This is a genomic window from Streptomyces sp. NPDC058051 (assembly GCF_042885475.1).
Classification (GTDB): domain Bacteria; phylum Actinomycetota; class Actinomycetes; order Streptomycetales; family Streptomycetaceae; genus Streptomyces.
This window is the reverse complement of sequence record NZ_JBHVRW010000012.1, coordinates 133,332-152,723: the sequence shown is the minus strand read 5'-3', so window position 1 is coordinate 152,723 and position 19,392 is coordinate 133,332. Positions and strand designations below refer to the sequence as shown.

Below are 19,392 nucleotides of genomic sequence, written 5' to 3'. Positions count from 1 at the left end.
CTATTGCGGTCGGCACGCTGTTCCCCGTTTCGGCTCCGGCCGAACGACGGTCATGACGTCGGCCGCAATCGCTCTGCTCCGCGGTTCTGCTTCAGCACTTTATCCACGTCGTACCTGGCAGAGAACACTTTTCGGAGGTCAGTACGACAACGTATGCGACTCGCTTGCACAACGCCTCCCGGCTAAAACGGATCAAAACGAAAATCGTCAACCCCTGTACCACTGCGGAGTGTTACGAATCCACCTTCCGATTACCTGTGGCCCGGAATTCATCTCCGCACGTCAGGCCGGATGCGGAACCTGACGCGCGGCCCCGGACGGCAGCTGGGTCGTCACTGTCCGGGCATCTGGGCAGCGTCACCCGGACGAGGTCACGCGAGGTCAACAAAAAGTCAATTGATGAAGGGGTCAGGGCCGTTCCGGAACCCCCGCGGAGGTGACCGCGACGGCTCGGCGGGGGTGCGGCGGGGTGGTCGCGGGGCGTCCCGGCGGGCACGGCCGACGCGGCCGTCATCGCCAGAGGTCTTGACAACTTGATTGGTCTGGACCAGTTTATCGGCCAGCGGTGGCCACCGTCTTCCAACTCCGCACCCTCTTCAGCTCCGCGTCACCCCCCGGACAGCCCGGAGTACCGCCGGTCGACCCCACCGGCTCCCCCCTGGTACCCCCGTCGGACACCCCAACTCCCCCACGGAGGCAGCAAGTGGAACCTTCCCCCGTCAACGGCCGCAGAATCCGAAGGCACGGCACCCGGCCGGTTCTCGGTGCGGCCATGGCCGTCGTCGCGGCCGGCGCGCTGACCGTCACCGGTCTCGTCAGCAACGCCGAGGCCGCCGATGTGAACGTCGCGAAGAACGCGGGCTTCGAGTCCGGGCTCGCCAACTGGACCTGTTCCGGCGGCAGCGGCACCACCGTCTCCTCTCCCGTGCACGGGGGCACCGCCGCTCTCAAGGCCACCCCGAGCGGCCAGGACAACGCCCAGTGCACCCAGGTCGTGGCCGTGAAGCCCGGCTCGACGTACACGCTCAGCTCCTGGGTGCAGGGCGGATACGCGTACCTCGGCGCGAGCGGCACCGGAACCACCGACGTGTCGACCTGGACCCCCGACTCCAGCAGTTGGAAACAGCTCACCACCAGCTTCACCACCGGCCCGAGCACCACCTCGGTCACGGTGTACACACATGGCTGGTACGGGCAGGCCGCCTACTACGCGGACGACATCTCGGTCAGCGGCCCCGACGGCGGTGGGGGCACCGACCCCACGCCGGAGATCCCCGCGTCGCCCGCCGGTCTCACCGTCGGCGCGACCACGTCCTCCTCTATCGCCCTGTCCTGGAACGCGGTGTCCGGCGCGACCGGTTACACCGTCTACAAGGACGGCACGAAGACCACCACGGCCACCGGGACCTCCGCCACGGTCACCGGCCTGACCGCCGACACGGCGTACCAGTTCGCCGTGACCGCCACCAACGCCGCCGGCGAGTCCGTCAAGTCCGCCACGGTCAGCGGGCGTACGGCCCAGTCCGGCGGGGGCGGCACCAACCCGGGGACCACCGTGCCCAAGCACGCGGTGACCGGCTACTGGCAGAACTTCAACAACGGCGCGACCGTGCAGAAGCTCAGCGACGTACCGGCGAACTACGACATCATCGCGGTCTCCTTCGCCGACGCCACGACCACACCGGGCGCGGTCACCTTCAACCTGGACACGGCGGGCCTGAACGGCTACACCGTCGACCAGTTCAAGGCCGACATCAAGACGAAGCAGGCGGCCGGGAAGAACGTCATCATCTCGGTCGGCGGCGAGAAGGGGTCCGTCTCGGTCAACAGCGACGCCTCCGCGGCCAACTTCGCGGACTCGGTCTACTCGCTCATCCAGGAGTACGGCTTCAACGGCGTCGACATCGACCTGGAGAACGGCCTCAACTCCACGTACATGACGAAGGCGCTGCGCTCGCTGTCGCAGAAGGCGGGCTCCGGCCTCGTCATCACGATGGCGCCGCAGACCATCGACATGCAGTCCACCTCGGGTGAGTACTTCAAGACGGCGCTCAACATCAAGGACATCCTGACCGTCGTCAACATGCAGTACTACAACAGCGGTTCGATGCTCGGCTGCGACGGCAAGGTCTACTCGCAGGGCTCGGTGGACTTCCTCACCGCGCTCGCCTGCATCCAGTTGGAGGGCGGCCTCGACCCGTCCCAGGTCGGTCTCGGTGTGCCCGCCTCCACGAGGGGCGCGGGCAGCGGCTATGTGGCCCCCTCGGTCGTGAACGCCGCCCTGGACTGCCTGGCCTCCGGCACCAACTGCGGCACCTTCAAGCCCGCGAAGACCTACCCGGGTCTCCGCGGCGCGATGACCTGGTCGACCAACTGGGACGCCACGGCGGGCAACGCCTGGTCGAACGCGGTGGCCCCGCACGTCCACGGCCTTCCGTAACCCCGTCGGGCACCAGTGACCAGCAGCGCCGCCGCTCCCCCGGCGGCGCTGCTGCGTGAGCGGGTGCGGCAGGCGGGTCAGTCGAGGACCGCGAGCGCGTCGATCTCGATGAGCAGGCCCTTGGGAAGGCCGACGTAGACCGTCGTACGGGCGGCGGGCGCGGCCTTGAGGTTCTGCTCGGCGAAGTAGGTGTTGTAGATCTCGTTCATCTCGGCGAAGTGGTCCACGTCCGTGAGGTAGACGCGCATCATCATCACGTCGTCCCAGCTCGCGCCGCCCTCCTCCAGGATCGCCTTGACGTTGGCGAAGGTCTGGAGGGTCTGTTCGCGCAGCGTCGGACCGGCGGGGATCGGGGCCTGGCCCTCGACGGCGGGGAGGAAGCCGACCTGGCCGGCCACCTGGAGGATGTTCCCCTTCCTCACGCCGTGCGAGAACTTCGCGGGCGGCGTGGTGTGGGTGCTCGGGGTGAGGGCGGTCTTCTCGGTCATGGCTGTTCAGGCTTTCTCGGGTTGGTTGGTGCCGGAGTACTCCCGGCTGATGGCGTCGGCGGTGCGGCGTACCAGGGGGAGCAGGGTGAGGAGTTCCTCGGCCGTGACCACGACATTGGGTGCGGAGACCGACATCGCGGCGACGACCCGCCCGTCCGCGCCCCGGATGGGGGCGCCGACGCAGTTGATGGACTCCTCGTGGCCACCGAGGTCGGTGGCCCAGCCCTGTTCGCGGACGACGGCGAGCTCCTTGAGGAAGGCACCGGCGTTCGGGATCGAACGAGGCGTGTACATGGGGTAGTCGAGCCTCTCGGCGATGGCGCGCCGCTCGGGTTCGGTGAGGTCGGCGAGGAGCAGTTTCGCCACGGCGGCGACGGTGATCGCGACGGGCTTGCCGATGCGCGAGTACATCCTGACCGGGTAGCGGCTCTCGACCTTGTCGATGTAGAGGACCTCGTTCTCCTCGTACACGGCGAGATGCACGGTGTGGCCGCAGTTCTCGTTGAGTTCGACGAGGTGGGGATGGGCGATCTCCCGTACGTCGAGGTTCTCGACGGCCTCCTGCGCGAGGGCGAAGAGACGGGCGCCGAGGCGGTAACGCTGGTCCTGCTGGCGGTAGACGAGTCCGTGCTCGTGGAGCGTGCGGAGCAGGCGCAGCGCGGTCGACTTGTGGACGCCGAGCCGCTCGGCGACCTGCCCGAGGTCGGCGGGCCCCTGGGCGAGCAGCGGCAGGATGCTCAGCGCCCGGTCGACGGTCTGGCTCATGCCCGTGCCTCGCTGTCCTCGGCCCGAACCTTGGCCCGAACCTCGGCCCGGTCCTCACCCGGGAGGCCCCTCTTGTCCGTCCGCCCACTGCGCTCGCTCACGTCGTGCCTACCTCCTGGTCGTCCCCCGTCCACCCGGGGCCGAGACGAAGTCTCCCCCAGGCGTCGTCGTCCAGTGCGGCAAGGGCGTCGGCGTGCGCGCGGGCCGCGGGGGCGGTGAGATCGCCGGGGACGGTGAGGACGGCGGCGGCCATGAGATGTCCGTGGCGGACGCGGTCGCGTACGGGGAGGTCGCGGAGGGTGGCGGAGAGGAACCCGGCGGCGAAGGCGTCTCCGGCTCCGACGGGGGCGACGACATCGACGCGGAGGGCGGGCACGACGGTGACGTGGTCAGTCTCCGAAGGGGAGAGCGGGGCTCCCGCATCGATCGGGGCCTCTGCGTCGGTTCGGGCCTCTCCGTCGGTCGTGGCTTCCTGACCGGTCCGGGCCCCTCGACCGGTCCGGGCTCCTTGACCGGTCCGGGCTCCTTGACCGGTCCGGGTCTCTCGTTCGGTCGGAGGGCAGCGCTTCGAGAACACCGTCGCCCCCTCGGACCCGCGCTTCACGACCAGGACGCCCGGCTCCGGAAGCGCCGCACGGATCGCCTCGGCGCCCTTCACTCCCCAGACCTCCTCCGCCTCGTCCTCGCCGACGAAGACGAGGTCGGCGCGGCGGGCCAGGTGCAGGAGCACGCCGGGGGCGGTGTCGGCGTCGCGCCACAGGCCCGGCCGGTGATTGACGTCGAAGGAGATCAGCGGACGGTCGGCGCGCGGTGCGGTCAGGTCGTCGAGCAGGGCGAGGCAGTCGGCGGAGAGCGCGGCCGTGATCCCGGACAGATGCAGGACGCGGCCCGCGAACAGCTCCTCGTACGGGACGTTCTCCGGGGACATCGCGGAGGCGGCGGACCCGGCCCGGTAGTACGCGACCTCGTGCACGTCGGTGGCCCGGTCCGTCGCCGTGCGGAAGTAGACACCGGTGGGCCGCGCCGGATCGCGCCGCACGGCGGACGTGTCGACCCCGTACGCGGAGATCGCCTCCAGGAGGTGGTCGCCGAACCCGTCCGCGCCGACCCTGCTGACCCAGGCCGCGCGGTGCCCGGCGGCGGCGAGCGCGCACGCGACGTTGGACTCGGCGCCGCCGATCCCGCGGCTGAAGGAGGGTACGTCGGCGAGGCGTCCGGGCTGCGACGGCAGGAACGTCACCATGGACTCGCCGAGGCACACGACTTCGGCGGCCGTGACGGCGTCGGCGGTCCTGGCCGGGGTTCCGGACACTCGGGCTCCTCGCGGGTCGGCGGTTCGGCAATACGTCGGATTCGGTGCTGCGTCGGATTCGGTGACATGTCGGATTCGGTGAGACAGCGGTCGCGGCGGATGAGACAGATACCGCGGATGATGAGGCGGATGCTGCGGGGCAGTGGTCCCTGCACGTCGGCGCCCGCTGCCGACGTTCGGCGTTGACCGGGTGTCGGCTCGGATGTTAGACAGCATTGAGCGATATGCGCAACGCCCGTTGCAAGTCATGCAACAACGACTTCGATCGAGGAGGCTCCCTTGGCCGCCGACCGTCCTGTGGCCGGACTTGCCGACGAGCTGGTCGACCACCGCTTCAAGGCGCTCCCGCCCGACGCGGAGGGCCTGACCGTCGGCGCCCTCGCCGCCGAGCGGCGCAATCTCTTCACGGGCGGCTTCACCACCCCGGTGCTCGCCCTGTCCGCCGATTCGGTCGCGCACAATCTCGTCCTGCTGCAGACGTACGCCGAGCGCCATGGGCTCGCCTTCGCCCCGCACGGCAAGACGTCCATGTCCCCGCAGCTCTTCGACCGGCAGCTGGAGCACGGCGCCTGGGGCATCACCGCGGCCGTGCCGCACCAGGCGCGGGTCTACCGGGCATACGGAATCCGACGGATCTTCCTCGCCAACGAACTCGTCGACGCCGCGGCCCTGCGCTGGCTGGCCGGTGAGCTGGAGCACGACCCGGAGTTCCGATTCGTCTGCTACGTCGACTCGGTGCGCGGCGTGGAGCTGATGGACGAGGCGCTGCGGGCGGCGGACGCCTCCCGCCCCGTGGACGTCGTCGTGGAACTGGGCGCCGGCGAGGGTGCGCGTACCGGTGCCCGTACCGAGGGCGACTGTGCGGCGGTCGCCGACGCGGTGGCCGCGGCCCCGACGCTGCGGCTGGTGGGCGTGGCCGGTTACGAGGGCGAGGTGCCGGACGCGTCCGGCGAGCGGGTGCGGGAGTGGCTGCGCCGACTCGTCGCGCTGGCCGCCGGCTTCGACCGGGCGGGCCGGTTCGCGGCGGCGGGGGACGACGGGATCGTGATCAGCGCGGGCGGCAGCGCGTGGTTCGACGCGGTGGCGGACGTGTTCGCGGACATCCCGGAGCTCTCCGCTCCGGTGCTCAAGCTGCTGCGCTCGGGGGCGTACGTCTCGCACGACGACGTCCACTACCGCCGCATCACCCCGTTCAACCGCGTCCCTCAGGAAGGAGCCCTGCACCCCGCCTTCCGGCTCTGGGCCCAGGTCGTCTCCCGGCCCTCCCCCGAACAGGCGTTCCTCAACGCGGGCAAGCGGGACGCGGCGTACGACCTCGACCTCCCGCAGGCGCAGGTCGTCCGGTCCGGCCGGGACGGCACGGTCCGCCCCGCGCAGGGGCTGGCGGTCGAGCGCCTGTCGGACCAGCACGCCTGGGTGCGTACGGAACCGGGCGCGGAGCTGGAGGTGGGTGACTGGGTGGGAATGGGCCTGTCGCACCCGTGCACCAGCTTCGACAAGTGGCAGCTGATTCCGCTGGTGGAGGCGGACGGCACGGTCACGGACTACATCCGCACGTTCTTCTGACCGTCGCGGAAGCCGTCTGCCCGTCGCGGAAGCCGTCTGCCCGTCATGGAGTCGCGGAAGCCGTCTGCCCGTCGCGGAAACCGTGTGACCGGCGCGGAAACCGTGTGACCGGCGCGGAAGCCGTCTGCCCGTCGCGGAAACCGTTCCGGACACCCCTCGAAAGGCAAGCCCCATGGATCTGGTGATCCGCAACGCACAGGTCGTCGACGGCACGGGCACCCCGGCCCGCCGTGCCGACGTGGCCATCGGTGACGGCCGGATCGTCGAGATACACCCCGAGCACGCTCCCGGCCCGCGCCCCACCGCCCGCCGCACCCTCGACGCCGACGGGCTCGCCCTCTCCCCCGGCTTCGTCGACATGCACGCGCACAGCGATCTCGCGCTGCTCCGCGACCCGGACCACAGCGCGAAGGCCGCGCAGGGCGTCACGCTCGAAGTCCTCGGCCAGGACGGCCTGTCGTACGCGCCGGTCGACGACCGGACCCTCACCGAGGTACGCCGCGCCATCTCCGGCTGGAACGGCGGCGCGCCCGAGGACACGGGCATCGACTTCGACTGGCGCACGGTCGGCGCGTACCTGGACCGTCTGGACGGCGCCTTCGGCGGGCAGGGCATCGCGGTCAACGCCGCCTACCTCGTCCCGCAGGGCACCGTCCGGATGTACGCGGTGGGCTGGGAGGACCGCCCGGCCACCGACGCCGAACTGACCCGGATGAAGGAACTCGTCGCCCGGGGCATGGCGGACGGCGCGGTCGGCATGTCCTCCGGTCTCACGTACACGCCCGGCATGTACGCGGACGACGCCGAACTCACCGAGCTGTGCCGGGTGGTGGCCGGGTACGACGGCTACTACTGCCCGCACCACCGCTCGTACGGGGCGGGTGCGCTCGACGCGTACGCGGAGATGGTGCGGCTCACCAGGAACGCGGGCTGCGCCCTCCATCTCGCCCACGCCACCATGAACTTCGGTGTGAACAAGGGCAGGGCGCCGGACCTTCTCGCTCTGCTCGACGACGCCCTCGACGCGGGCGCCGACATCTCACTGGACACCTACCCGTACACGCCCGGCTGCACCACCCTCGTCGCGATGCTGCCGAGCTGGGCGGGCGAGGGCGGACCGGAATCCGTCCTCACGCGCCTGGCGGACGGCACGACGGCCGAACGGATCCGGCACCACCTGGAGGTGCTGGGCTCGGACGGCTGCCACGGTGTGCCGATCGAATGGGACACGATCGAGATCTCGGGCGTCGGCGCGCCCGGCCTCGCCGACCACGTCGGCCGCACGGTGGCCGAGTCCGCCCGGCTGCGCGGCGAGGCCCCGTGGGTGACCGCACGCCGGCTGCTGATCGAGGACCGGCTCGGCACCACGATCCTCCAGCACGTGGGCCACGAGGAGAACGTCCAGCGGATCATGCGCCACCGGGTGCACACCGGCGGCAGCGACGGCATCCTCCAGGGCGACAAGCCGCACCCTCGCGCCTACGGCACGTTCCCGCAGTATCTCGGCCGGTACGTACGGGAGTTGGGCGTCCTCTCGCTGGAGGAGTGCGTCGCTCACCTCACCTCCCGCCCGGCGAGACGGCTGCGCCTGACCGACCGGGGGTACGTCCGCGAGGGCTACCGCGCCGACCTGGTCCTCTTCGACCCGGCGACGGTGGCGGCGGGCTCGACGTTCGAGGAACCGCGCACGCTGCCCGTCGGCATCCCGCACGTGCTGATCGACGGCCGCTTCGTCATCGAGGACGGCCGCCGGACCCAGGTGCTGGCGGGCCGAACCGTACGGGGCACGGGCCGCGGGTAGGGCCTCTCGGACGGGACCGGGCCGGATGGCGGCGGGTGTGACCATGGCCCGGCAGGGCATCCGATCGCCATGTCAGCAGATGTGGAACGTGATGAGCGCGGCAGATCGTGGGCGATCGTTCTGCTGCGGACAGGTGCGCTCGTCGTGACCGTGGCGGCCCTCGCGGGCTTCTCGATCGCCCTGGCGAAGGTGACGCTCACACCGTCACCGGCCTCCGAGGACCTCGTCCGGTCCAACCTGCGGCCGGGCCACTCGCTGCGCCAGTACGCCGAGGACTACACCTTCCTCGGCGCGTGCAAACAAGCGGGCGGAAATCTCCTGCTCGGTGTGCCGTTCGGTGTTCTGCTGCCGATCCTGGTGCCCCGTCGGCTGCGCATGCTGCGCGTGATCTTCCTGACCGCCGCGGTGATGGCCCTGGTCGAACTCATACAGGGGGCGCTGGTCACAGGGCGGGCCTTCGACGTGGACGACGTGATCCTCAATACGAGCGGTGCACTGCTCGGATATCTGTTGCTGGGCCGCAGGATCAGCCACCGCTATCACACGCTCGGCGACGACACGGCCGGGGCCGACCGGGATCCGGCACCCGCCTCGCCCCGCAAACGCACCACCAAACCCACGCCGAAACCCGCCGCCAAACGCACGACCAAGCCCACGTCCAAGCCCACGTCCAAGCCCACGTCCAAGCCCACGTCCAAGCCCACCGCCAAACGCACACCCAGGACCGCCGCCAAACCCACACCCAAGCCCGCCGCCAAACGCACCACCAAACCCACACCCAAGTCCACGCGCAAGCCCGTTGCCGCCTCCCGGACCAAGAGCGGGGCCACCGGACGGACGTCGAAGAAGACCGTCCTGCAGTCCGCAGTCGCGTCCCTGCGAAGACTCGCCGGTCGCACCGAAGACTGACGACCGGCCCGTTCGTCTCATCGAGATCTCACCGGGCGAGGCCGGCCAGCCGGATCTGAACGCCGCAGCATATGGACTCGATATACGTGACTTTGCACCGATAGGTTCGTTGAGTGCGGTCATGAACACTCGACACATGGCCACGGCGCTGGGCGCCTTCGCTGCGACCGCCCTGCTCGCACTCTCCGTTCCAGCCACCACCGCACACGCCGCCGAGTGCGGGGTCCGCTCCGACGGCAGGCTGTACTGCGGCAATGCCGTCGGAGCGAAGGGGTACGCGGACCGCTCCTACCGCTCGGCGACGCGCGGCACGCTCACGACCGGGTTCAACTGGTTCGTGTGCTGGGGCCACGGCGATCCCCACCAGGGTCAGAACGACATCTGGTACTGGACGCAGCTCGACAACGGCGTATGGGGCAACGTCCCCGCCGTCTCCCTGAAAACCGGGCAGGACCCCGCTCCCGGCCTGCGCGAGTGCTGACGTCCTAGCGGGAACCGAGCGCCGCACGCGACGCCGCACGCGGCGCCGGAAAGGAACGGAACGGAAGCTTCGCCGCCGCGACATCCGGTCGGCACCGCGGCGGCGAAGGCGTTCACGGACTCACGGCTTGGGCAGGGCACATCCCGGCCGGTCGAGGTCGAACGCGCTGCCGGCACCGATGCACGGCACGATGCCGTAGGTCTCCTGGGCGTAGTTGATGCCCTCGCGCACCGTCACGTTGCCGCTCTCGTCGACCTCGCACGGGTTGTTGTCCGTGCACTGCTGCCCGTCCTCGTTGCCGGTGTTGTTGACGGCGACGACCTTGCCGGTGGTGTTGTCGATCACCGGCGAGCCGGACGTCCCCCCGATGGTCTGGCAGGCGGAGGTGTAGCGGACCGAGTCCTTCCAGGTCCACTCACCCTCCTTGAGCCGGTAGACGAAGCCGTCCACGTTGCAGGCGTACGTGCGCTTCCAGTAGCCGGAGACGACGGTGATCGCGGTGCCCTGGACCGGGTGCGCGGTGTCGAGCTCCAGCGCCGTGATGCCGTAGGTGCTCTCGATCTGGGCGTAGGTGCGGGTGAGTTGGTACACCGATATGTCGGTGTCGGTCATCGTCCCGTACGCGATCTTGCTCGCCCTCAGGGTGCCGACACCGCTGCCGGCGGCGTTCAGCAGGGTGAAGCTGCGGGTGGACGGCTGATCGAACACGACCTCGCCGGGGCCCGGGAACCCGGTCTCCATGCAGTGCCCGTTGGAGAGCACGAGCGCGGGGTCGGAGGGTTGCGAGTCGGGGGTGCGGACGACGGAGCCGGAACAGTTGCTGAGTGCGACAGTCCCGGCGAAGTTGACGGCTTTGGCCCTGAGATCCGCCGTGACCGTGCCGGACGCTGCCGTGCCGGATTCGACCGTGCTGGACGCCGCCGTGCTCGGCGCTGCCGCGTCGTGGCCGGCGGCCGCGGTTGCGGGTGCGATTCCCGCCCCGAGCAGCACGACGGTGAACAGTGCGCCGACGAGAGGCTTCTTCATGTGGGGGTCCCCTCTGGTGACCTGCGCAGGGCCCGTGCGGCCCCTGCGACCGAAATTCCTTCGGTTTGACATGCGCATGTTGGCGCACGCGAGGGGCCCCCACAAGGGTTGGTTTCAAGCCGCCGTGTCGCGGACCACCAGGTGCCGGACCGCCCGGTCACGCCTCCGACCGGGCCTCCCCGGCGGACCCGGCATCCTGTGCCCGGAGCGGTCGGGTCGGGTCCGGCGGGGCGCCGAAGCGGGCGAGGCAGTGCCAGACCATCTTGAGCGACTGCGGCGCGTACCGGCCGGTGCGGACGGCGTCCCCGATGATGCGGGGGTCGAGCCTGCCGTCCTGTGCGATCTCGGCCCCGAGATCCACGAACTCCTCACCCCGGTAGCCGGGGTGACGGCGCAACTGCTCGACGGTCAGCCGGAATCCGGCGTGCCACTCCGTGCGGCAGGGAAGCCGACGGGCCGCCTCCTCGACCGGTGTGGACCGGTAGCTGGGGTCCAGCACCAGGGCCTCGACATGGCGGCCGAGGAGGACAGGGCCGTGGATCTGCGCCTCGATGTAGTCGTTGAGCGCGTCCTGGTCGTCGGCTTCGGCCAGCTCGATGAGGTGCGTGCCGGCCGCGACCCCGAAGTCCGTCGGCTCGGCAGCACTGTCGGGGTAGCAGAACGTGGCGCGCGGCAGGACGTCCGCGGTCAGCCGGAAATATGAGGACCCGAACCGTGGTGCCGCACCGACAGCTCTGCGGCGGAAGTTCAACGCGCCGTACACCGGACGCTGTTCGGCCGGTGCGTCGTCGTAGGCCCCTCCGAAGATCCGGCTCTCCCAGCGCCACCGGTCGCCGCCGGGGTGCGCGGTCAGGCCGCCGTTGCTGGTGCCGGTGACGAACTGCGACCGGTAGACACCGTCCTCGGCCAGCCGGGCCAGGATCGGCCGCTCGCCCGCCGTCCGGTCGGGATGGAAGTTCAGCGTCAGGGGCAGAGCGGGGTCGAGCGGCCTGCCGGCGGACCGGGCGGCGACATGGTTCACGGCCCGCATGCGGGGCGACAGGGACGTCATGACGTCCACCTGCCGCAGCCCGGCCTTTCCGGCCGGTCGTGCCGTGTCTCCAGGTCCATGGCAGGACCGTACGGTCACGGGGAACGGCCGGACCACGGAATTTCGCTCGTGTGCGCGTAGCCGCGCACCCGTCCGTCAACCACACCCGCCCAGCGAGCAGACCCGCCCGTCAACCGAACCCGCCCATCAAGCAGACCCGCCCGTCAACCGGACCCGCGCCGTTCAGGAGAGCCAGTCGCTGTAGCGCGTGGGGGCGATGCGGGCGCCGCCCTTGGCGATGAGGGCGTCGCCGTGAACGGCGGCGAACATGCCGGCGGTGTCGTCGGTGACGACCGTGCGGCCGTCGGGGTGGGCGTTCAGGGTGATCCGGCCGAGTTCGTCGAGGGTGAAGACGTCGGGCCCGGCAACGTCGACGGTGCCGTTCAGCGGCGTACCGGCGGCCACTTCGGCGACGGCGTCGGAGACGTCCCGGGCGGCGATCGGCTGGATCGGCGTGGCCGGCAGACGGACGGTCTCGCCGTCGGTGGTCCAGGACAGGACCGCGTCGACGAATTCCATGAACTGGGTGGCACGGACGATCGAGTAGGGGATCGGCCCGGCCTTGAGGATGTCCTCCTGGAGGACCTTGGCCCGGTAGTAGTCGAGGCCGGGCACCTGGTCCGCGCCGACGATCGACAGGACGACGACGTGCCCCACCCCGTGCTTCCGGCCGGCCGCCAGGATGTTGTCCATCGAGGTCCGGAAGAACTCCAGGGAGGAGTCGTCGAACGTCATGGAGTTCGTCAGGTTGACGACGACATCGACTCCGGCCAGCGCTTCCTCCAGGCCCTGGCCCGTGACGACGTCGACGCCCGTGGACAGCGAGTGCGGCACGGCCTCGTGTCCCGCCGCGTTGAGCTTCTGCACGACCTGCGACCCGATCCGGCCGGTGCCGCCCAATACTGCGCACTTCATGGGTCACCTTTCGTCGCGCCGGTTCGTGGCTCTCCGGAGCCCCGACGGCGCGCTGGGGGTAATGGAGCGCTGACAGCGCAAGGCGGACGGGGCGTCGCCGCCGCGGTCGGACAGGCCACGGCGCCCGCCGGCCCTTCCACCGGGCCGGTTCCGTCATGCACCAACGTAAGCACGGGCTCGCCCGGCACGCACATCAGCGCCACCTCGCCCGCCACCTCGCCCGGCGCACACTCGGCGTCACGAGGAAGAACCTCACGAAGCACCCCACGAAGCACCTCACGAGGAAGCGGATCCCGCGCGCGTCACCGCTCGCGTGGCGCATCTCACCCGTCCGTGTCCGTCACGTCCCCGTTCCGACCTATTCCAAGCCCTGCCCCGTCATGCACCGGCGTTCCCACGGTTCGGGGAGGGCGGGCGCATGGGTATGGAAGACGGGGCGCGGCGCCGGAGTGACCCGGGTGGGGCAACCGGGACGGGAAGCACCGGCGGCACGCGTAACGCAGTCGTAAGCTCCCAGACATGCAGGTCATCCAGTCCACGAAGCTCGCCAATGTCTGTTACGAAATCCGGGGCCCCGTGCTGGAGGAGGCGATGCGGCTGGAGGCAGCCGGCCACCGCATCCTCAAGCTGAACACCGGCAACCCTGCCGCGTTCGGGTTCGAGTGCCCGCCCGAGATCCTCGAAGACATCCTGCGCAACCTCTCCGGGGCGCACGGATACGGCGATGCGAAGGGGCTGCTGTCCGCGCGGCGGGCGGTGATGCAGCACTACCAGACCAAGGGCATCGACCTCGACGTCGAGGACATCTACCTGGGCAACGGGGTGTCCGAGCTGATCCAGATGTCGATGCAGGCGCTGCTCGACGACGGCGACGAGGTCCTCGTACCGGCTCCGGACTATCCGCTGTGGACCGCCTCGGTGTCGCTGGCCGGTGGCACGGCCGTGCACTACCGGTGCGACGAGCAGGCCGACTGGATGCCGGACCTCGCCGACATCGAACGCAAGATCACCGACCGCACCAAGGCGCTCGTGATCATCAACCCGAACAATCCGACGGGTGCGGTATACGACGACGAGATGCTGCGGGGGCTGACGGAGATCGCCCGGCGCCACGGCCTGGTCGTCTGCTCCGACGAGATCTACGACCGGATCCTGTACGACGGAGCGACCCACACGCCGACCGCGGCGATCGCGCCCGACCTGATGGTGCTGACCTTCAACGGGCTCTCCAAGAACTACCGGGTGGCCGGGTACCGGTCGGGGTGGATGGCGGTCTGCGGTCCGAAGGAGCACGCCTCCTCGTACATCGAGGGGCTGACGATCCTCGCCAACATGCGGCTCTGCGCCAACATGCCCTCCCAGCACGCCGTGGCGACCGCACTCGGCGGGCGGCAGTCGATCAACGATCTGGTGCTGCCGGGCGGACGGATTCTGGAGCAGCGGAACACGGCGTACGACCTGCTGACCCAGATTCCGGGCGTGACCTGCGTGAAGCCGAAGGGGGCGCTGTACCTCTTCCCGCGTCTCGACCCCCAGGTCTACAAGATCAAGGACGACCGGCAGATGGTCCTTGACCTGCTGCGGGCCGAAAAGATCATGGTGGTGCACGGCACCGGGTTCAACTGGCCCGAGCCGGATCACTTCCGTGTCGTGACGCTGCCCTCGACGGAGGATCTGACGGACGCGGTGACCCGGATCGCGCACTTCCTGGACGGATACGGCCAGCCGTAGCGGGCCGCCGGTCATCGGCCGGCCGGCCGTAGCAAGCCGCCGGGCACCGGACGGTCAGCCGTAGCAAGCCGCCGGGCACCGGACGGCCGGTCGTAGCGGGCCGCCGGTCATCGGCCAGGCAGCCTTGGCGGGCCGCTGGTCATCGCCGGTCAACCGTGGATCGATTGCAGATAACTTTAGACTGAATCCAATGTAGGATGGTTCCACAGCATCATCAGGAGGCCATCCATGTACGAGCCGATCCGCAGCAAATCGGTCCACACACCGGCCGACCACACCGACGACTTCCCGCGCCGTTCCCGCGAGGAGGAGCTGGACATCCAGCTCGCCGGTCACCTGGCCGCGCTTCTCGCGGTCACCGACGAGCTGGGCCTCGGTGCGGCGGGCGACCGCATCGCCGATCAGGTGGCCCGGCTGCGCGGCACCCCGCCCGCCCGGCACGCCGGCCGGAGCGACGCGCCCGCACTCGCACTGCACCGCCGGGCTCACGCCCTCGCCGGCCGCGCGCTGGTGGTGGCCGCGTCCCGCGCCGACACGGCCGTCGCGATCCTCTCGGCCGAGCGCATGGACGCCCACGCGGCGGCGGTCACCGCCGCCACCGCCCCCGGCGCCCCGTCACACCTGGTCGGCGCTGCCTGACGGCCCCGGTCCACGGGCCGCCAGGGCGCGTGGACCGGGTGTCACTCCTCAGTTGCGGACCCGCACCGTCGCCGACGCCGTCGACGCGCTGTGCAGGTCGTCGCCCGCGTAACCGACCTCGTACGTCACCTGACCGATGGCCCGGGGCAGGTCGTTGATCGTGAAGGTGCCGTCGGACGCCACGGCCGCCGACGTCAGCGTTCCGGTGCCCTTCTTGTCGGTGCGCTGGACGGAGAGGGTGATCCCGGCGGGGAGCGCACGGCCCTGGCCGGTCAGGGTGCCGGTGATCGTCAGGCCCGCGTTCTTCGTCGCCTCCGCGGGGGCCGTGAGCGCGAGGGCCGTCGGGGCCTTGGCGACCGCGACGGAGAGGGCGATGTCCTCGGCCGGGCGGTGGGTGAGGTCACCGGTGAAGGAGACGGTGTAGGTGGCGTCGCCGACCAGCGACGGGACGTCGAGCACGGTGAACGAACCGTCGGTGTCGACCTCGACGGCGGCCAACGCGCGGTCGCCGTTCGCGTCGTGACGGACCGCCGTGACCTTGACGGGCTTGGTGGGCGCCGGGCCGTCCAGTCCCAACCGGCCCCGGATGCCGAGGGGTTCACCCACGACGGGCTGCCCGGGCGTGGTGGAGAGCGCACCGGTGAAGCGGGAGTCGTACTGGGCGGCCGGCGGCTGGATGACATGCAGCCAGTACTCACCGCCGTTCGCGTCGGTGGTGACGGCGAAGAGGCGCGCCCCGTCCTTCGACCAGCCCAGCCCGCGCGGTGCGATCCGGCCTCCGTCGAGCGCGCCCTCGAAGGCGAACTCCAGTGGAGGCGTGCCGTCCGCCGGGTCCGCGGGCTGCACCAGCAGGTCGGCCGTGGATCCGCTCGCGGCGGCGCCTCGTGCGATGTACTTTCCGTCGCCGCTGAAGGCGACCGCGGACGCCGCCGCGCCTTCGGGCAGCGGCTGGTACGCGGTCGGCGCGTCGGACAGATCGGCGGCGTCCAGGAGCCGTGTGCCGTAGCCGACGTCGGCTATGGCGATCCGCCGGCCGTCGGCGGACTGGGCGATGTCCCTCATGTTGAGCCCGCCCTGCCCCTCGGCGTCCGCGAAGCGGCGCTCCGGTCCACGTACGAGCGTGTCGCCGCTCGCGTCGAACGTGGTGAGGAACGGGTTCACCTCCCCCGTGCTGCGCGTCTGCGCCATGATCACACGATCGGGGGCCTCGGGACCGCTCGTCAGTCGCAGCCGACCCGCGGCGCTCCAGCCGGTGTTGACGGACTGGGTGCCGTTCGTGCCGTACAGCAGGGTCCGGTTCGTGTCGCAGCCCGAGGTGTACGGCGTCTCGGTGTGCCACTCCTTGCCGCCGGCGAAGGCGAGATCGCGCGGGCAGCCCACGTCGTAGGCGGTGGAGGTGAGGCCGGTGCGCTCCTGCGTCTCGGTGTCGAACGCGAGGATGCCCGAGGACTGCGAGACGTAGAGCGTCCGGCTGTCCGGGCTGAGGACCATCCCCGACGGCGCGGTGCCGGTCGGCAGCGAACCGACCTTCTGGCCCTCGAAGTTGTAGACGTGGACCTGGTTGGCGACCCGGTCCCTGCGGTCGTCCGTGAGATAGACCCGTTGATGCGCGGAGTCGACGACCATCGCCGAGTACGAGGAGATCGGCAGTTTGGCCACGATGTCGCCGGCCACGGCACCGTCGGCCGCCTGGGCGGCGGGCGCGGCGAGGGCGGTGAGTCCCGCGGTGGAGAGTGTCAGTGCGGCCAGTGTCGCCGCAGTGCGTCCATGGAGCCGGATCTTGTTCAACTGAGTCCCCCACAGTCCCGGTTGGCCCTCCGGCTGACCGGCCGGAGGTGATGTGAAGGACCATGTAAGCGTTGTGGAGTTCTTGTGCGCAAGGATACGGCGATGCCCGGACGTTCTTCATAAACAGGGCCGGAAGGGGTGACCCCCGGAATCGTCGGAGGAGTCGTCAGAGGAGTCGGTCGTCAGAGGATTCCGGGGGCCGTACCGCGACGGGCCGATGACGTCACAGGTCAGGGTGGATGTCGGGAGACCCGGTCGCGGAGCGTGCGGGGGCCCGGCCGACGGCGCTGGCGCGCCCGGGAGCACCGGCGGGGGACCGTGCCCGAGGGTGTCGGCCCGGACCGCGCCCGGGGCGTCGGTCCGGGCGGCACCCGGAGCGGGGCGGGCCCGAGGCGGTCAGCCCAGGCGCTGGACCAGCGCGTGGTACTCGTCCCACAGTTCCTTCGGCGTGTGGTCGCCGAAGGTGTTGAGGTGCTCGGGGATCAGTCCGGCCTCCTCGCGCCAGACGTCCTTGTCGACGGAGAGCAGGAAGTCCAGGTCGGAGTCGGAGAGGTCCAGGCCCGTGGTGTCCAGGGCGCCCTTGGCCGGCAGGATGCCGATCGGCGTCTCGACGCCCTCGGCCCGGCCCTCCAGGCGTTCGACGATCCACTTCAGGACGCGGCTGTTCTCACCGAAGCCGGGCCACACGAACTTGCCCGCGTCGTTCTTGCGGAACCAGTTCACGTAGTAGATCTTCGGGAGCTTCGACCGGTCCGGCTTGTCCGCGCCCACCTTGAGCCAGTGGGCCATGTAGTCGCCCATGTTGTAGCCGCAGAACGGCAGCATGGCGAACGGGTCGCGGCGCAGCTCCCCGACCTTGCCCTCGGCGGCGGCGGTCTTCTCGGAGGCGACGTTGGCTCCGAGGAAGACGCCGTGCTGCCAGTCGAAGGACTCGGTGACCAGCGGTACGGCCGAGGCGCGACGACCGCCGAAGAGGATGGCCGAGATCGGCACCCCCTTCGGGTCCTCCCACTCGGGGGCGATGATCGGGCACTGACCGGCCGGGACGGTGAAGCGGGCGTTGGGGTGGGCGGCCGGCGTGTCGGACGCGGGCGTCCAGTCGTTGCCCTTCCAGTCGGTGAGGTGGGCCGGAGCGGTCTCCGTCATGCCCTCCCACCAGACGTCGCCGTCGTCGGTGAGCGCGACGTTGGTGAAGACGGAGTTGCCCCACATGGTCTTCATGGCGTTGGCGTTGGTGTGCTCGCCGGTGCCGGGCGCGACGCCGAAGAAGCCGGCCTCGGGGTTGATCGCGTAGAGGCGGCCGTCCTCGCCGAACCGCATCCAGGCGATGTCGTCGCCGATGGTCTCGACGTCCCAGCCGGAGATCGTGGGCTCCAGCATGGCGAGGTTGGTCTTGCCGCAGGCGCTCGGGAACGCGGCGGCGATGTACCGGGGGGCCGCAGCCTCACCCTTCGGCGGCGTGAGCTTGAGGATCAGCATGTGCTCGGCGAGCCAGCCCTCGTCGCGCGCCATGACGGAGGCGATGCGCAGGGCGTAGCACTTCTTGCCGAGCAGGGCGTTGCCGCCGTAGCCGGAGCCGTACGACCAGATCTCGCGGTCCTCGGGGAAGTGCGAGATGTACTTGGTGGAGTTGCACGGCCACGGCACGTCCTCCTGGCCCTTCTCCAGGGGGGCGCCGAGGGTGTGGACGGCCTTGACGAAGAAGCCGTCGGAGCCGAGTTCGTCGAGCACGGCCTGCCCCATGCGCGTCATGGTGCGCATGGAGACGGCGACGTACGCGGAATCGGTGATCTCGACGCCGATCGCGGAGAGGGGGGAGCCGACGGGGCCCATGCAGAACGGCACGACGTACATCGTGCGGCCGCGCATGGACCCGCGGAAGACGCCGTTCTCACCGGTGAAGATCTCCCGCATCTCGGCGGGATCCTTCCAGTGGTTCGTCGGCCCCGCGTCCTCTTCCTTCGCGGAGCAGATGAACGTGCGGTCCTCGACGCGGGCGACATCGCTCGGGTCCGACGCGGCGTAGTAGGAGTTGGGGCGCTTGGCCTCGTCCAGCTTCGTGAAGGTGCCCTTGGCGACGAGCTCCCCGCACAGGCGCTCGTACTCGGCCTCGGAACCGTCGCACCAGACCACCCGGTCCGGCTCGGTGATGGCTGCGATCTCGTTCACCCAGGAGACGAGCTCCTGGTGAGGGGTGGGGGCAGTAAAGGGAGCCGCGATGTCGCGCGCCACGATCGCTCCTTGATGAGGGTGTCTGTCTGGAAGGCCCCGTGGGGGCTGCGACCCGGATGCTTCGACCCCTTCGAATCCCGTTGGCGCTCATCCGGTGCCGACCGCACTCATTTGATCATCCGACCGTTTCGCCCATCTGTCCAGAGGGCCGCACACGTGAGCATCACCACTCGTATTCGTTACCTACGGTTGCGTAGGTACGATGCGGG

Annotated in this window: 15 protein-coding genes; 7 read left to right on the top strand and 8 right to left on the bottom strand. The window is 70.3% G+C overall.

Going from position 1 to position 19,392, the window contains the following annotated elements; all coding sequences use genetic code 11:
• The first annotated feature begins 772 nt into the window (after nucleotides 1-772).
• Nucleotides 773-2,440, top strand: coding sequence for a chitinase (locus ACFVUT_RS20610; RefSeq protein ID WP_389651692.1), 1,668 nt, complete (start codon nucleotides 773-775; stop codon nucleotides 2,438-2,440).
• A 77-nt stretch (nucleotides 2,441-2,517) separates the two neighbouring features.
• Here ACFVUT_RS20610 and ACFVUT_RS20605 read toward each other — a convergent pair whose 3' ends face one another.
• From ACFVUT_RS20605 to ACFVUT_RS20595, 3 genes are all read right to left on the bottom strand, one after another.
• Nucleotides 2,518-2,928: a RidA family protein gene (locus ACFVUT_RS20605; RefSeq protein ID WP_389651458.1), complete on the bottom strand. Its 411-nt coding sequence runs from the start codon at nucleotides 2,926-2,928 to the stop codon at nucleotides 2,518-2,520.
• Between the two features lie 6 nt (nucleotides 2,929-2,934).
• Nucleotides 2,935-3,693 (bottom strand): IclR family transcriptional regulator, encoded by a 759-nt coding sequence (locus ACFVUT_RS20600; RefSeq protein ID WP_389651456.1) that lies wholly within the window; start codon nucleotides 3,691-3,693, stop codon nucleotides 2,935-2,937.
• 97 nt (nucleotides 3,694-3,790) lie between these two features.
• Nucleotides 3,791-5,005 carry a sugar kinase gene (locus tag ACFVUT_RS20595; RefSeq protein WP_389651453.1) on the bottom strand — a complete coding sequence of 405 codons (1,215 nt, stop codon included), beginning with the start codon at nucleotides 5,003-5,005 and terminating at the stop codon, nucleotides 3,791-3,793.
• A gap of 279 nt (nucleotides 5,006-5,284) precedes the next feature.
• Between ACFVUT_RS20595 and ACFVUT_RS20590 the strand changes: the two genes are divergently transcribed.
• From ACFVUT_RS20590 to ACFVUT_RS20575, 4 genes are all read left to right on the top strand, one after another.
• Nucleotides 5,285-6,571, top strand: coding sequence for an amino acid deaminase (locus ACFVUT_RS20590; RefSeq protein WP_389651450.1), 1,287 nt, complete (start codon nucleotides 5,285-5,287; stop codon nucleotides 6,569-6,571).
• Between the two features lie 172 nt (nucleotides 6,572-6,743).
• Complete coding sequence (locus tag ACFVUT_RS20585; protein ID WP_389651447.1) at nucleotides 6,744-8,372, top strand: amidohydrolase family protein; 1,629 nt, start codon at nucleotides 6,744-6,746, stop codon at nucleotides 8,370-8,372.
• Between the two features lie 69 nt (nucleotides 8,373-8,441).
• Entirely contained in the window at nucleotides 8,442-9,281 is an 840-nt protein-coding gene (locus ACFVUT_RS20580) for a VanZ family protein (protein WP_389651443.1), read from the top strand.
• Between the two features lie 121 nt (nucleotides 9,282-9,402).
• Nucleotides 9,403-9,762 carry a hypothetical protein gene (locus ACFVUT_RS20575; RefSeq protein WP_389651440.1) on the top strand — a complete coding sequence of 120 codons (360 nt, stop codon included), beginning with the start codon at nucleotides 9,403-9,405 and terminating at the stop codon, nucleotides 9,760-9,762.
• Between the two features lie 120 nt (nucleotides 9,763-9,882).
• Here ACFVUT_RS20575 and ACFVUT_RS20570 read toward each other — a convergent pair whose 3' ends face one another.
• The 3 genes from ACFVUT_RS20570 to ACFVUT_RS20560 all read right to left on the bottom strand — a co-directional run bounded on the left by ACFVUT_RS20570 (nucleotide 9,883) and on the right by ACFVUT_RS20560 (nucleotide 12,793).
• The gene (locus ACFVUT_RS20570) at nucleotides 9,883-10,788 is read right to left on the bottom strand and encodes a serine protease (protein ID WP_389651437.1); all 906 of its coding nucleotides are present in this window, start codon (nucleotides 10,786-10,788) and stop codon (nucleotides 9,883-9,885) included.
• A 157-nt stretch (nucleotides 10,789-10,945) separates the two neighbouring features.
• Nucleotides 10,946-11,839, bottom strand: coding sequence for a DUF3626 domain-containing protein (locus tag ACFVUT_RS20565; protein ID WP_389651434.1), 894 nt, complete (start codon nucleotides 11,837-11,839; stop codon nucleotides 10,946-10,948).
• Between the two features lie 222 nt (nucleotides 11,840-12,061).
• Nucleotides 12,062-12,793 carry an SDR family oxidoreductase gene (locus tag ACFVUT_RS20560; RefSeq protein ID WP_389651430.1) on the bottom strand — a complete coding sequence of 244 codons (732 nt, stop codon included), beginning with the start codon at nucleotides 12,791-12,793 and terminating at the stop codon, nucleotides 12,062-12,064.
• 519 nt (nucleotides 12,794-13,312) lie between these two features.
• On the opposite strand from ACFVUT_RS20560, the gene ACFVUT_RS20555 reads away from it, so the two are divergent.
• Both ACFVUT_RS20555 and ACFVUT_RS20550 read left to right on the top strand, forming a co-directional pair.
• On the top strand, nucleotides 13,313-14,524 hold the full coding sequence (locus ACFVUT_RS20555; protein WP_389651427.1) for a pyridoxal phosphate-dependent aminotransferase: 1,212 nt from the start codon (nucleotides 13,313-13,315) through the stop codon (nucleotides 14,522-14,524).
• Nucleotides 14,525-14,752: 228 nt separating this feature from the next.
• On the top strand, nucleotides 14,753-15,163 hold the full coding sequence (locus ACFVUT_RS20550) for a hypothetical protein (RefSeq protein ID WP_389651424.1): 411 nt from the start codon (nucleotides 14,753-14,755) through the stop codon (nucleotides 15,161-15,163).
• 48 nt (nucleotides 15,164-15,211) lie between these two features.
• Here the strand turns inward: ACFVUT_RS20550 and ACFVUT_RS20545 are convergent, their stop codons facing one another.
• Together ACFVUT_RS20545 and ACFVUT_RS20540 are read right to left on the bottom strand one after the other, a co-directional pair.
• On the bottom strand, nucleotides 15,212-16,951 hold the full coding sequence (locus ACFVUT_RS20545) for an Ig-like domain repeat protein (RefSeq protein WP_389651421.1): 1,740 nt from the start codon (nucleotides 16,949-16,951) through the stop codon (nucleotides 15,212-15,214).
• Nucleotides 16,952-17,347: 396 nt separating this feature from the next.
• Nucleotides 17,348-19,183, bottom strand: a complete 1,836-nt coding sequence (locus ACFVUT_RS20540; protein WP_389651418.1) for a phosphoenolpyruvate carboxykinase (GTP) — start codon at nucleotides 19,181-19,183, stop codon at nucleotides 17,348-17,350.
• Between the last annotated feature and the right edge of the window lie 209 nt (nucleotides 19,184-19,392).

Coding starts and splice junctions, on each gene's coding strand:
- ACFVUT_RS20610 (WP_389651692.1), top strand. CDS start 773: ATGGCCGTCGTCGCGGCCGGCGCGCTGACCGTCACCGGTCTCGTCAGC.
- ACFVUT_RS20605 (WP_389651458.1), bottom strand. CDS start 2,928: ATGACCGAGAAGACCGCCCTCACCCCGAGCACCCACACCACGCCGCCC.
- ACFVUT_RS20600 (WP_389651456.1), bottom strand. CDS start 3,693: ATGAGCCAGACCGTCGACCGGGCGCTGAGCATCCTGCCGCTGCTCGCC.
- ACFVUT_RS20585 (WP_389651447.1), top strand. CDS start 6,744: ATGGATCTGGTGATCCGCAACGCACAGGTCGTCGACGGCACGGGCACC.
- ACFVUT_RS20580 (WP_389651443.1), top strand. CDS start 8,442: ATGTCAGCAGATGTGGAACGTGATGAGCGCGGCAGATCGTGGGCGATC.
- ACFVUT_RS20575 (WP_389651440.1), top strand. CDS start 9,403: ATGAACACTCGACACATGGCCACGGCGCTGGGCGCCTTCGCTGCGACC.
- ACFVUT_RS20570 (WP_389651437.1), bottom strand. CDS start 10,788: ATGAAGAAGCCTCTCGTCGGCGCACTGTTCACCGTCGTGCTGCTCGGG.
- ACFVUT_RS20565 (WP_389651434.1), bottom strand. CDS start 11,839: ATGACGTCCCTGTCGCCCCGCATGCGGGCCGTGAACCATGTCGCCGCC.
- ACFVUT_RS20560 (WP_389651430.1), bottom strand. CDS start 12,793: ATGAAGTGCGCAGTATTGGGCGGCACCGGCCGGATCGGGTCGCAGGTC.
- ACFVUT_RS20555 (WP_389651427.1), top strand. CDS start 13,313: ATGCAGGTCATCCAGTCCACGAAGCTCGCCAATGTCTGTTACGAAATC.
- ACFVUT_RS20550 (WP_389651424.1), top strand. CDS start 14,753: ATGTACGAGCCGATCCGCAGCAAATCGGTCCACACACCGGCCGACCAC.